The sequence below is a fragment of the Ruegeria sp. HKCCA6837 genome (genome assembly GCF_013034475.1).
Lineage (GTDB): Bacteria > Pseudomonadota > Alphaproteobacteria > Rhodobacterales > Rhodobacteraceae > Ruegeria.
The window spans coordinates 17,284-30,990 of sequence record NZ_WQGD01000017.1 but is presented as its reverse complement, the minus strand read 5'-3'; the positions used below and the strand labels follow the sequence as shown (position 1 = coordinate 30,990).

Genomic DNA, 13,707 nt, shown 5'->3' with positions numbered 1-13,707 from the left:
GTTCACCCACTGCGCTGCGCGAATGGTCAAAGCGCATGAATATCGATCGGATCAGAGAAACCTTTGATCCTGGTGCCACCAAATGTCTGCAACACGTCAGCCCCTTCCAAAAGATCGAAGGTTTCTTGATCAATCAACATCCGGCTTCCGGTTTTCTGCGTTTCTGCTTCCAGGCGCGCAGCAAGGTTTACGGTCGATCCGATACAAGTATACGTCGCCCGGTTGTCTGTCCCGGCATAGCCAGCGACGACTTCGCCGGTCGCTATTCCGATACCGATCTTTAGGTCGCTTTTTTCTTCTGCGCGCCGTTCGAGATTTAACATCTCGATCATGTTGTGCATTTCATGTCCTGCCGCCACTGCACTTTGCGCCGAGTTGGGCAGGGGCTGCGGAACTCCGAAAAGAGCCATCAACCCGTCACCCAGCATCAGGCTGACAATCCCGCCATTGCTGGTAACTGCCTCAAACATCAAGGTGTAAAAGGTGTTGAGCAGGTCAATCGTATCCTCAGGAGCGAGGTTTTCCGACAAGGTCGTAAAGCCGCGAATATCACAAAATAGAACCGAAGCATTGGCGCGCTTACCACCTATGGCAAAGCCAGATTCCTGTAGGTCTTGGGCCACCTCAGTTGTTGCAAAACGCTCTAGCAGTCGCTTTTGTTCGTCCCTGAGTCTTTTCTTTTCAAGGCCGCTGGAGACGCGCGCACTGAGAAGTGTCTTGTTGACTGGTTTCGGCAGGTAGTCTTCGGCACCCAATTCAATGCAGCGTACGACATTGTCGAGTCCCTCAACAGACGACGTCACGATCACTGGCAAATCCCGCAGTTCCGTGTCCGATTTGACAGCTTCAAGAACCTGGAAACCGTCCATTTCCGGCATCTCGATATCCAGCAAAAGCAAGTCAAATGGCTGACCAGACAACATCTCCATCGCCACTCGGCCGTTTTCCGCGACCGATGCTTGATGGCCCAAGAGCTCTACGCTGCGAGATAAAAGCAAGCGATTGACCTTGTTGTCGTCGACGATGAGCAAATGACCGGGGGCGTCAGACATCAATCAGGCTCCGTAAGGCAGTAGCGGCAGTGGCGAGGGCGGTCTCTAAAGCGGCAGCGTCTGTTAAGTCTCCGGCTTCGGGCAGTTCTCCCAGTTCGACTTTCCGGGCCAGTTCGGCAAGAGCCGTCGCACCGAACGTGTTGGCGTTCGACTTGATAGAATGTGCAGCACGGCGGTATCGGTCGGCATCGGCTTCGTCCGCGGCCGCTTTCAATTCGCCAATCATACTTGGCGCTTCGTCGAGAAAGGTGTTCACAAGCTCGGCTGCGAACTCTTCGCCTGTGGCGTCCTTTAGCTCCATGAAGATTTCATGATCAATCGGGCTTTCTGTCACGGATCACCTTCTTGTTCTGGGGCAATTTAAAAGGGTTTCGATGAGGACAGGTACGCGGATCGGTTTGGTGATATAGTCGTCCATCCCTGCTTCCAGACACATCTCACGGTCGCCCTGCATGGCGTTGGCGGTCATAGCGACTATGCGAGGACGGCTTCCATCCGGATGCGCTTTGTTGATACGGCGAGACGCTTCAAGCCCATCCATCTCGGGCATTTGCACATCCATGAAAACGACATCGTATGTCTGCCGGTTGACGCTTTCGACAGCCTCAGCACCGTTACTGGCCAAGTCAGCGCGATAGCCCATCTGTTCCAGCAGGCGGAGTGCAAGTTTCTGGTTCACCAAATTATCCTCAGCCAGCAAAATTCGCAGTGGATGGTGCGTTGCCATGTCCGGATCGGTTTGGGGTTTGTCCTGTGGTTTTGACGGCTTTACGCGCACCTTTTCAGTCGCGAACAGTGTGACCAGGGTATCGAACAGGTGTGATTGGCGCAAAGGTTTGGCAAGGTTGGCAGCAAAGAGCCCATTCTCCAAATCTATTTCGCGCGGGCCAAGTGAACTGAAAAGGATTAGTGGCAACCCCGGCTTCTTGGCGCGTATATGTTTGGCAAGCTCTACCCCATCCATTTCAGGCATATGCATGTCTAAAACCGCTAGATCGAACTCGACGCCTTCTTCAAGTATACTCAGCGCTTTTGACGGAGATGCACACGTCGTGGTCCGGGTGCCCCATTTCTCGGTTTGAAGAGACAGGATTTTGCGATTGGTGGCGTTGTCGTCGACCATCAAAATGCGTTTGCCTTCAAGTTCAGGCTGAGGGCCAACAAGATTGCGAGAAGACGGTTTAACTGGTTTTGCAGGTTTTGCCCGAATCTTGAAAACAAAGGTGGAACCGCTTCCTTCTCCTTTGCTTTCAGCCCACATGGTCCCTCCCATAAGTTCGGCGAGGCGTTTCGAGATCGCAAGACCCAGACCAGTGCCGCCATATTTGCGGGTCGTTGAACTGTCTGCCTGGCTGAAAGACTGAAATAGGCGGCTCATACCCTTTTTAGATAGGCCGATACCTGTGTCGCGGACTCTAAACGTCAGCTCCAGTGATCCGTTTACCTCGGCAGATTGCTCAACTGACAGAACCACTTCTCCGCTTTCGGTGAATTTCACTGCGTTAGAAAGAAGATTCAGCAATACTTGCCGCAATCTGGTCAGGTCCGCGCTGATCGCCTGGGGGAGTGAGTCATCGAACTCATAGGCCAAATCGAGTTGTTTCTCGGCAGCCTTGCCGCTGACTAAATCGAGCGCGTTTTCTATACATTCGCGCAGGTCGAACGGATGGTTCTCGATATCCATCTGTCCAGCTTCAATTTTCGAAAAATCGAGGATTTCGTTAATGATACCCAAAAGCGCATCGCCACTATCGCGGATCGTATTCGCATAGTCACTTTGCTCGGCATCCAGCTCTGTGTCCATCAACAGCCCGCTCATCCCGATTACGGCATTCATGGGAGTTCGAATTTCGTGGGACATTGTCGCCAGGAAAGCACTTTTTGCTTCGTTTGCTTCCTCTGCGGCCTTTCGCGCCTCTTCGGCCTCACGGAATAGGCGCACGTTCTCGATGGCAATTACCGCCTGATCCGCAAACGAGTACGCGAGGTCGATTTCATCTTTGGTGAAAGCCCCGGCTGTTTTCCGAGCGAACACCAACACGCCCAGACACGCTTTGCCTTTCATCAGGGGCAGCAACAAAGCGGCGCGAACGCCATGCCGATCATACGTAATCCGTTCGAATGGCGAGAGCTCGATCGTGTCCCAATCGGGCAGATGAAGCATCTTCTTGTGATGAAGAACCTGAGCAGGAAAGCTGGACATCGGATCCGGGTCGATCGGAAAACTTTGGTTGCCTTCAAGGGTGGCAACTCCTTCTGAACTGACCCTTGCGAGAACTTCGAACGTATTATCTTGCGCTGTCATGGCGGCTACCATGTCACAGGAAACCAGCCGTACGCCTGCCTCTGCAATGGCCTCGAAGACAGGTTTGATGTCGTCAGGAGATTGGCTGATCACCCGTAGAACGTCCGCACTCGCAGTCTGACGCGCCAAAGAAGCTTGAGTCTCGTTAAACAAGCGCACGTTTTCCAGCGCGATGATGGCCTGATCTGCAAAAGACTCGGCAATCGACACTTCGTCGTCCGTAAAAACCTTTGACGTCTTTCGAATAAATACCAAGTTGCCGAAACAGTCTTTCCCGCGCATCAAGGGCACCATCAAAGACGATTTAAAGCCCTTTTCGCGAAAGATTTTTTTGTCGCGCCGCGGTAATTCATCGTAGCGCCACTTTGGCATGTGCAGCGTCTTACCACTTTTGATCGACCAGGACGGTAAATTGTCCTCGGGATCAATCGGAAGCCGATCCGTCCACTTGACTTCTTCCACACCTTGAGGAGTTGCGACAGCGACCTGCCAAATCTCAGTTCTATTGGCTTGAATGGCAATAGCCAGGTCGCAGTCTATCAGCGTCGTTGCCAGTCCGACAATCTTCTCGAATACTGGTTTGGTATCGGTTGGGGATTCAGAAATAGCTCTGAGAACGTCCGCACTCGCGGTTTGGCGGGCAAGTGCAGTTTGCGTGTCATTGAAAAGCTGCGAGTTCTGAATGGCGATTATCGCTTGCGACGCAAAAGTTTCCATCTGCTTGATTTGCTTCTCGTCAAAAGCCGCGGGGGTTCTGCTCCCCATGCTGATGACACCAATTGTGTCGCCGTCACGTATCAACGGTACCGAAAGAACGGATCGATAACCGTCGAGGTTCGACTTAAGAACTGGATCATAATTGGGATCGGCCTGAGTATCTTCGACGTAATCGGCGTGCCCATACAACAGCGCCCGTGCAGTTGCAGATGTTTCCCCCGGTTCAAATGGGTGCATTTTGATAAAGTCGGTGAATGCGTCTGACACGTTGTGGCCAGCAAAGAAATGGTACTTGCCATCTTCAGGTTTCTTCAGCGCCACAAAAGCATCTTGAAGGCGGCAAATACGGGACGAAACGGCAAGCAACGCTTCCAATACCGGCTCTAAGGCGTCCGGAGATCGGGAAATAACTTCGAGTACTTCACTCGTGGCCTTTTGATACTCCAGCGATTCTTCAACTTCTGCCGTGCGCCTTTGCACTTCCTCGAAGAGCTGCGTGTTGTTGATAGCAATCAGGGCCTGGGACGCGAATGTTTCCAGAAGGTTGATCTGTTTGCCGCTAAATGCCGACGCCTGCCTGTGTGCCATAACAATAACACCAAGCGTGCGACCATTTTTGACAAGTGGGACCCCCAATGTAGTAAGGTAATCTCCTATCTCCGCAGCTTCTTTCCACGTGTAAGAGGCATCGTTCCGAGTATCCTCGATATAGACCGTTTCTCCATGCAACGCGGTTCGCCCTATACATGAACCTTCGTCAGGAGCTATTGGGTTGTTTGACAAGAAATCCAGGAACGCGTCGCTTACATTATGGGACACAACCACGCGATAAAGCCCATCGTCGGCATCTCGCATGGCAAAGAATGCATACTCTGGCGAGCAGATGCGCGACGATACCTCCAGGATTGCATCCAACACAGGCGGTAGATCGTTGGGTGACCGGGAGATGACATCAAGCACCTCAGATGTGGCTGTCTGGTACTTCAGTGTCTCTTCAACTTCGGCTGTACGGGCCTGAACTTCTTCGAACAGCTGAGTATTGTTGATCGCGATTACGGCCTGAGCCGCAAAAGTTTCTAAAAGGGCGATTTGCTTTGCATCAAACGGTGCGACTTTGTCGTGGCACAGGACTATCACTCCGACCACAGCTTTGCCCTTGATCAGTGGTACGCCCAGGAGCGAACGGTAATTCCCGATGCGCGCGGCCTCTTTCCATTTGTACTCGTCCGCCTCGGTATCCTTGTAATAGACTGTTTCGCCTCGTGCAGCTGTTTGACCAATGCCGCTCCCGTGTCCCGCTGGCACCGGGTTAGCTTTCATGAATTTCATGAAATCACTGTCAAAATCGAGCATGATATCAGTGTGATAAAGGCCATCTTCGGGATTCAGGAACGAAATAGCGGCGTATTTTGGTTCGCAGATTCGGCTTGCGACCCTCAGGATTTCTTCGAGCACCGGTCTCAGCTCGTCTGGAGATCGCGAGATGACCGACAACACGTCAGAGGTGGCGGTCTGGTATTCTAAGGCTTGCGTCACTTCGGCTGTCCGATCCTGCACTTCCCGGAACTGGCGGACGTTTTCCATTGCGATTACGGCTTGAGCCGCAAAGGTTTGGACCAGAGCCACATCGTCGTCTGAGAAAGGTGCAACTTCACGACGATAGAGCACGATCACTCCTAAACCGGTGCCGTTCTTCATCAACGGAACCGCCAGAACCGAGCGGGCTCCTTCAATCTCAACCATCTGAACCCGTTTTGGGTCACGATCCCTAAAGTAAAGAGGATCGTCCGCAATATCGTCCTGGCGAATGACCTCGCCATCGATCATTGGTTTGATCGCAATTAATTCAGTGCGTGTTAGCGGCTCTACAAAGTTTTTGAGCGCTTCGTCAAAATCGGTTCTTGCGCCAATATTGGCCGGGATCGTTGCGAGACCGCGTTCGTGATCAGCGACACATAAAAAGGCCAACGGCGCTTTGCACAAACGGCTGGAGTTTTTGAGAATGCTTTGGAATACAGGTCTTTCGTCATCGCGGCTGCGGCTGATGACTTCGAGGATTTCTCGCGATGCTTTTTCGCGCTCTAGCCGTTCCTGAACCTCTCGAAATTGGCGCGTATTTTCTATCGCTATGACTGCGTGTTTGGCGAACTCTTCGATGAATTGCACGTCGGGATCAGAAAATGGGCGGACCTCGCGGCGGCTAACCGCAATAGCACCGATCGCCTGTTCCCCCAGCATCAAGGGCACAACAACCCGTGACCTGATGCCTTCGATCTCGACCATAGTAACAGCCGTAGGATCACCCGAGCGGTAGAACTCGGTGTCGGCGATGTCCTCGACACGTACAACCTTGCAATTTCTTATCGCCGCCGCTGCCGTGACCGAACCATCAAGAGGCCACTCTTCTCCTAATTCAACGTCGGTTCTATCGTGCCCCCATGCACCGGCCAATTGAATGTGGGTTCCCGCAGCGTTGACCAAAACCAGCGCCGCCTGATCCGCGTCACAGATTTCCGTGGCCTGCTGAAGCACGGCTTCAAAGACTCGTGCGTCATTGTCACGGCTTTTGCTGATGACACTCAGTACCTCCTGCGTCGCCGTTTGCCGTTCCAATTGTGAGCGCAGCTCTTTCATTTGGCGGGTATTGTCGATTGCGATCACAGCCTGCGCCGCAAAGCCTTCGACCAAAGAAATCTCGCTGTCTGTAAAGGGCCGCACTTCCCGACGGTAAATCCCGATGACGCCTACAGGATCACCATTCGCAGACATCAAAGGAACCGTCAGAAACGATCGGACGCCTTCTTCATCAACCAATTGGCGGCGCCAACGATCCCCGTTGATGTAGTGGTCTGTCTGGCGCAAATCGACATTGTGAATGACCCGCGCTTCCCGCACGGCTTCGGCAATCTGTAAATTCGAATCCAAAGACCAACGATCCACGCCGACTTTATATGTGGCCAATTGATCGCCAAAATGGGCCGCATATTCCAGATGGGTTCCCGCCTCATTTACGAGGCTCAATGTAGCCACGTCCGTTTCGCAAAGCCGGGCCGTATTTTCCAAGATCGTCTGAAATACCGGTGCTTCATCATCCCGAGACCGGGTGATCGTCTCCAAAACGTCGCGCGTGGCACCTTCGCGGGCCAATTGGGCCTGCAACTCGCTGAACTGGCGAACATTTTCTATCGCGATGACCGCCTGAGCGGCGAAAGTTTCAACCAGCTGCACCTGATCGTCAGAGTATGGTCTCACTTCGTTCCGTGCCAGCATCAGGCAACCGATTGCGCTGCCACCTACCTTTAACGGGACAAACAGATTGCTCCGGCACCCATGCGTGTCTACAATGAGCTTAAAGCGCTCATCTCCTGATCTATGGAAATCGGTGTCGCCCATGTCGACAACACGTCTGGTCTCGCCGCTGAGAATAGTGTCAGTTACGATCGAGTTGCCTGGCTCCATCGTGTACTTGCCGTCGAGCCAGAGCTGTTGGATATCCGGGTGTAGATTGACGCTGGCAACCAGTTTCTGACGCGCATCCCCTTCGCGCCCAAGAACCAGACCAGCAAAAAAGGCATCACAGAGATCTTTTGCCAGTGTTACAATCAGGTCGCATACCGGCTGTACATCATCCTTGGTCTCGGAGATCGCTTGCATAACCCGTGCGGTTGCTTCGAACCGCGCCTGCTGATCATCCGCGCTGAGCCCCACACTATGCGCAGATGACGACGCTGAACTTACGGTTTCTTCCGATGTCCTCTTCCCATTCACCTGCGTTCGAGCTCCCGCGCAAACCAATGAAACACACAAGATCGCAGTTTAGAGGGCATACGCTAGAAGTCACAGAGTTTCTTTGTGGACAGAATTCAACGCGCTTAAGCCGATGGTTGGTCATCTGGCAATCCAAGCAGCTCTGGTTTGGGGTAACTGGCTGGACGTTCCAATAGGAAAACAGGCATTTGTTTGAAGAGCTTACTTCAAGCCCGTTGGCGCAACACAGTGCTCTACCCAAATCCAAGGAACCACTGAATGATGAACGCGTTGGCCAGATCCACAAAAAACGCTGAGACTAACGGCAACACTATGAACGCGACTGGCGAAGGACCATAGCGTTGTGTGACCGCAGTCATGTTTGCGATGGCGGTTGGCGTTGCGCCCAAAGAGAAACCAGCGAACCCTGCCGATATCACAGCTGCGAAATAGTTTTTTCCCATCAGGCGGAAGACGATGAAAATGATGAACGCTACAGCCGCAATGGATTGTAAGAGCATGGTTGTGATCAGCACGCCAGCGCTGCTGGCAAGGGTCCATAACTCCATGCTCATCAGCGACATTGCCAAGAACACGGACAGGCTGAATTCGGAAATCACGTTCATCGCAGGGGTTCGCGCCGGCCATGAGAGCTTTGGAAGCAGCGGCGGCAACAAGTTCGATAGCAGGATACCAGTTAATAGGCAGGGTACGAATAAAGGCAGTTTGATCCCCGCCGCCTCAAGTGCTTCGAAGGCTGAATATCCAATTCCAATGGCGACGTGAATCCAGAGCACGCAATTCATCAGGTCAACATGGGTCAGAGTCGATGGCTGGTCGGTGGATGGTTCCGCAACTGTCGCGACCTCGTCTTCAACGTCCGGGGCACTTGTCAGATCGTTCTTTTGGATGAGAAATCGGGCGATGGGGCCACCCAGAACGCTGGCCAGAATCAAACCAACTGTGGCAGTGGCTATTCCCAGTTCCGAAGCGCCAGTGACTTGATAACTGTTTTCTATGGTTGGGCCCCAGGCAATGGCTGTGCCGTGACCACCAATCAAAGATGCGGTGCCCAACAGCACACCTGCTTGTGACGGCAAACCGAACACGAGCGCACCAACCATGCCAACCACATTCTGCACGAGCATAAAGGCAATCGTGAGCCCTAGCATGAGCACAAGAAGGGGCCCACCTTTGAGCAGGTCAGCGAAACGGGCGTTGAGACCAACTGTTGTGAAAAAGTAGACCAGCAAGAAATCTCTGGCGCTTAGTTCGTAACTTATCGCCCGGCCCGTGGCCGAAACTACAAGCAGAGCCAGAACGGCGGCCAAGAGGCCTCCGCTGACGGGTTCTGGGATGCTGTACTTGGACAGGACGGCATAGCGACGGGTCAGCCGTGCGCCGAGGAAATAGACCAATATCCCAATTGTAACGGCGCCAAAGCTGTCGATTTCTATAGGATCAAGCAATTCCATTGTGTTTTGTGCCCTCGTCCAAGCAAGTTAATTTGGTCAGTCGTGTCAGGATTGGTTTGGAAGCATTGAAGTAATCCGGTAATGCTTTGGGGTCGCTTACGGTTACCAACGTTTCGGCGGCAGACCGACTACTCCCGGCAACTCTTGCAGCAATCTCTGAAAACAAGCAGGCAAAAAACGCCACTAATTGTGCCGAAACGAAAGGTGTCTCGAAACACCGTTTATCAGACATAACGGCGGGTCTGCCATAGATGTTCAGGTGGTGCCCAGTTGAACTTGAATGCTCGGTCGCGGCAATTTCGAATGGCGTTAGAAAGGCGCCAAGCTTCCCCGGTAGATCAATGTCGTTTGTGGCGGCTTCCACCTCTTCAAACAGATGATACGTAACTATTGGGTGGCTATGTGCTTCGGGCTCATCGAACGAGGATCGAGAAATTCCCAAGCGTGTTAGCAATTCATCGGCGTCCGGACAGGCAGTATTCAACGTGCTCAAGAACGGTCGCGCTGACGACAACCGGATCAAGGGCTGCGTAGGGCCACTCATGTTCGACCCTCGGAATGTGCAAGGTTCATTATTCACCTCGTAGCTATTTTTTGGAACCAAAACAGGATTCCGGGATCTGAAAATTTACGCCAAAAGACGCAACTCGGTGACCGAAACTATCATGCGCTGATGGTATTCAGATGTCTAAATGTTTTGTGGCTAGTCGCTGGTCGGCCCCGGAAAGCGTCGTCCAGATGGACAAAGGCCGGTTGTTCACTAGCAATCAAATTGGATTCCTCGTGTGGGGTTGATCAGGTGTAATTCGACACCGAAATGGTGAATGCTCAAACTTGTGGGCCAGATTCAAAGGCTTTCTGCAAGGAAGTCAGTGGTGCCATGCAGCGTTATAAGCATACCTGCATTGGGTTGTAGATTTGCGATGTGTTGTGCACATACCCACAGAACGGCCATGTCCGGGGTGAGCCCCCAACAGTCGGACATGTGTGTAACTCCAGTGCAAAAGTGTAATGGGAAACCGGCGAATTTCTGCCGGAGCTTAACAGGGCTCTTTTCATAACGCGCATTATCGCCTTAAAACTTCTTCACCACTCAAACCTACACCGAAGTTTCTTGCTAAACAGGACCAGCAAAACGACGACTTGGCCGCTGCTGACCGGCACATCCCGCGCTGTGATTGCGATGGGATTTTTTGCGTTTGTCTCGGCCTGCGCGCAAAGCCCGAGCGACGCGGATCTCGATCCGGAACGTCAGCTAGTGGCGCTTCAAGAGGTCTCGAAAAAACACGCTCGGGGGCAAAGAGTTTGGTGTGTGCCCTACGCACGTACCCTGAGCGGAATCGAAATCCGAGGTAATGCAAAGGATTGGTGGGGGAAAGCACGCAATAGTTTTGCACGAGGCAATGAGCCGGTTGTTGGTGCGGTTATGTCCTTTCGGGCAACGCGCGGTATGCCACTTGGCCATGTGGCCGTGGTGTCTGACATTGTCACCGAACGGGAAGTCATCGTGAATCACGCCAATTGGCACCGTAACAAGGTATCCTTGAAAATGGGCGTCAGGGATGTGTCAAAAAACAACGACTGGACGATGGTCCGGGTCGAAAGCCAGCCGGGCCAGTACGGTAGTTTCTACCCGGTGAATGGGTTTATTTATCCTGGCGGGGCCGAGTAAGCCAATCCGATTTCGCGTCGCGGCCATGTGCGACCCGGCCGATCAACCAGCTTGGGCCGTTAATAGCGGCGGTGCACGCGCTTTTGTGAAACCACGTTTCTTTTCTTTTGGCGCTCACGCAAGAAGACAAACAATCCCGATCCCAAGATCAGCGTGATACCAATTGCGACTGGCAGGTTTGGCAATTCGCCCCAGATTGCCCATCCCCAAAAAATCGCCATTGGAAGGCCGACATATTCAAATGGAGCCACCGTGGCAGCATCTGCCAAACGGTAAGCCTGGCCGAGGCAATAGCCGATGATCGCGGAATTAAACCCAAGCCCGACAAACAACCACCGATCGGTACCTTCTGGCCAGACCCAGGCTCGAAGTAGGAAAACCAGGCTTTCGTTCTCGAACGCTGAGGCGAAACGCCCATCTCCCGCCACCGACCAAAATACCAAGCTGACGACGATGAAACACGTTTGAATGTAGACAGCCATAGCCGAGGCTTTGGATTTTGCGCCAAGTAAGCGGGTAAGCACGTTGTTAAGCGCGTAGGTAAAAGCCGCGACAACCGGAAGGGAGTACATCACCAGGCCAACGTCACGTGTGCCACCGGCCTCCCACGGGCGAGTCATTATTATAACGCCTACGAAACCTACAATTACGGCACCAATTCGCATGGGGCCAACTTTTTCCCCGAGTAATGGGATGCTGAGCAGCGTTATCATCAAGGGCGCGACAAAGAACACCGCAGTCGCTTCGGCCAGAGGCATAACAGCCAAGGCTGTAAAGAACGTCAGATTGGCAACGACGATGAGCGCTCCTCGCAAAAGATGGAGCCCCGGCTGATCTGTTTTCAAGATTTTCCAACCGCCTTCCATCTGCACCAGGGCCAAACTGAACCCAATTCCGATCAGCGATCTCGTGAAGACCATTTGATGCAAAGGGTAACCGCCCGACAGAAACTTGATCACCATGTCGTTGACAGAAATCGCCAAAATTCCGATCAGAATGAACACAATACCAGCTGTCGTGTTTTGCAGTTTTTGGCCTTCGGTCATGGAGCGTCCTTTCAAATGGCCACTAACACGGGCCATCTAACGGGTCACGTCACTTTGCGACCCTCTGTGGTCGTAGCTCGCATTCCATGCAGCGTTGGTGCCAGTTTGGGTTTGGGAGAGTGCGCCAGATCAAAACAGGTATTTCGTTTCAAGCCCGGCCCGATGACATCAGGTTTATACGTAACGGAAGTGTAGAAACCGTTGCTCGGTTGCCTCTAACGTCGCGTGGCAGGAAGACAATATGGGCGGCACTGTCGGATGTTCGGGAAAATAGTGAAAACACTTGGCGTTTTGACGTTTGTGGGTGGAGCAGGCCTGATTGGGTACCTGCTTGTCGCGCCACCGGATCTGTTGAAGGTTGGCACAAATTACTCTGCCAAAATCGTCTGTTCGAATGTTTTCATTGCCGGACGAGACCCTGATAAGGTGCTGGCCGTTGATGTGCAGGCACCGGGGCATCCGCTGCTCAAGCAGGTCTCGATCGACGTTGATCAAGAAGCGCAGACGGTGCAAGCGCGGCTGTTTCGGTTCTTTGCCCCGGCGACATCGCAGTTCCGCGAAGGGCTGGGCTGCACCAATGTTCATGATGCGGCCCTGAGTGATCAGTCGTTGGTTCCCCCAAATCGTCCCGCACAAGGCCTTTGGCCAGCAGGCGATGAAGTTGCGCTGTCGCAGGACCCGCAGATTCAAAGCATCATGTCTGATGTGGCTTTGCTTGGCGAAGGATACCGCGCTGTCGTGGTAGTTCGAAATGGACGCATTTTGACCGAGACGTATGCCGATGGGTTCGACGCGCTAACCCCACTGCTGGGTTGGTCCATGACCAAAACGATAACGGCTGGATTGATCGGCACTTTAGTTGAAACCGGTCGGATGAGCCTTGCGGACAATCTGGTCGACAGTTTTCCGGATTGGGCCGAGGATTCGCGCCGGGGCATTACTGTGGCCGATATGTTGTCGATGACTGGCGGCTTGCAATGGGACGAGGAATATGGCGACGTTTCGGACGTCACGCGGATGCTGTATCTCAGTAATGATATGGCTGCCTTTGCAGCGGAACGAGTGCCCGAAGCCAAACCCGGCACAGACTTCAATTATTCCTCGGGAACAACCACGGTTCTTTCGCGGGTGTGGCAAGATAAGCTGCCTGACGGTGGGCTGACATATCCGCAAACGGCTCTGTTTGCGCCACTGGGTATGGCCTCGGCGATCCTTGAGACAGATGCCAACGATACGTTTATCGGGTCCAGCTATATGTATGCCACGGCCCGTGACTGGGCCCGGTTTGGTCAGCTTTTGTTGCAAAAGGGTGTTTGGTACGATGCTCGGATCTTGCCCGAAGGTTTTGTGGACTGGATGGTCGAGCCTGTTGGTGCCTCGGACGGGCGCTATGCCAAAGGGCATCTTTGGTTGGAAGCCCCCGGAGATTTTCCACCGTTCGAAGATGCGCATTGGCTGCAGGGGCACGATGGTCAGTTCATCGGCGTTTTCCCGTCGCATGACATGGTTGTTGTGCGGATGGGTCTGACGCCATCCCGGTTTGGCTACTCTTCCTTGCCGTTGGCGCAGGCGTTGATTACAGCCTTTGGGGACGATCCGTCTTAACAGACCTCTTCATCCCGCGCCTGCGATGGCAACGACCTTGGCAGGCTGCAACCGGCTCAGGACACCGGGTCGCAGGTCTGGGGCTTGC

The 13,707-nt window shown here is 53.2% G+C and carries 9 protein-coding genes; 2 read left to right on the top strand and 7 right to left on the bottom strand.

The annotated features are described in order from the left end of the window. Positions 1-26: 26 nt before the first annotated feature. The 6 genes from GOV91_RS18795 to GOV91_RS18770 form a co-directional block, all read right to left on the bottom strand. A complete protein-coding gene (locus tag GOV91_RS18795) occupies positions 27-1,052 on the bottom strand; it encodes an adenylate/guanylate cyclase domain-containing response regulator (protein ID WP_171181933.1) in 1,026 nt (341 codons plus the stop codon). Beyond that, the gene (locus GOV91_RS18790; protein ID WP_171236548.1) at positions 1,045-1,386 is read right to left on the bottom strand and encodes an Hpt domain-containing protein; all 342 of its coding nucleotides are present in this window, start codon (positions 1,384-1,386) and stop codon (positions 1,045-1,047) included. Before GOV91_RS18790 ends, GOV91_RS18795 begins: the two co-directional genes overlap by 8 nt. A 3-nt stretch (positions 1,387-1,389) precedes the next feature. Beyond that, positions 1,390-7,842 (bottom strand): GAF domain-containing protein, encoded by a 6,453-nt coding sequence (locus tag GOV91_RS18785; RefSeq protein ID WP_171236547.1) that lies wholly within the window; start codon positions 7,840-7,842, stop codon positions 1,390-1,392. 233 nt (positions 7,843-8,075) lie between these two features. Next, entirely contained in the window at positions 8,076-9,296 is a 1,221-nt protein-coding gene (gene gltS / locus GOV91_RS18780; RefSeq protein WP_171236546.1) for a sodium/glutamate symporter, read from the bottom strand. Continuing rightward, positions 9,283-9,789 carry a hypothetical protein gene (locus tag GOV91_RS18775; protein WP_171236545.1) on the bottom strand — a complete coding sequence of 169 codons (507 nt, stop codon included), beginning with the start codon at positions 9,787-9,789 and terminating at the stop codon, positions 9,283-9,285. The genes gltS and GOV91_RS18775 overlap by 14 nt, the downstream gene beginning before the upstream one ends. 354 nt (positions 9,790-10,143) lie before the next feature. Further along, on the bottom strand, positions 10,144-10,281 hold the full coding sequence (locus GOV91_RS18770; RefSeq protein ID WP_171236544.1) for a hypothetical protein: 138 nt from the start codon (positions 10,279-10,281) through the stop codon (positions 10,144-10,146). Between the two features lie 198 nt (positions 10,282-10,479). Here GOV91_RS18770 and GOV91_RS18765 point away from each other — a divergent pair, with 198 nt between their 5' ends. Then, positions 10,480-10,968: a CHAP domain-containing protein gene (locus tag GOV91_RS18765; RefSeq protein WP_174836811.1), complete on the top strand. Its 489-nt coding sequence runs from the start codon at positions 10,480-10,482 to the stop codon at positions 10,966-10,968. A 59-nt stretch (positions 10,969-11,027) separates the two neighbouring features. On the opposite strand, the gene GOV91_RS18760 is transcribed toward GOV91_RS18765, so the two are convergent. Beyond that, positions 11,028-12,014 (bottom strand): DMT family transporter, encoded by a 987-nt coding sequence (locus GOV91_RS18760; protein ID WP_171236543.1) that lies wholly within the window; start codon positions 12,012-12,014, stop codon positions 11,028-11,030. A gap of 258 nt (positions 12,015-12,272) precedes the next feature. Between GOV91_RS18760 and GOV91_RS18755 the strand changes: the two genes are divergently transcribed. Continuing rightward, positions 12,273-13,619, top strand: a complete 1,347-nt coding sequence (locus GOV91_RS18755; protein WP_171236542.1) for a serine hydrolase — start codon at positions 12,273-12,275, stop codon at positions 13,617-13,619. Positions 13,620-13,707 lie beyond the last annotated feature (88 nt).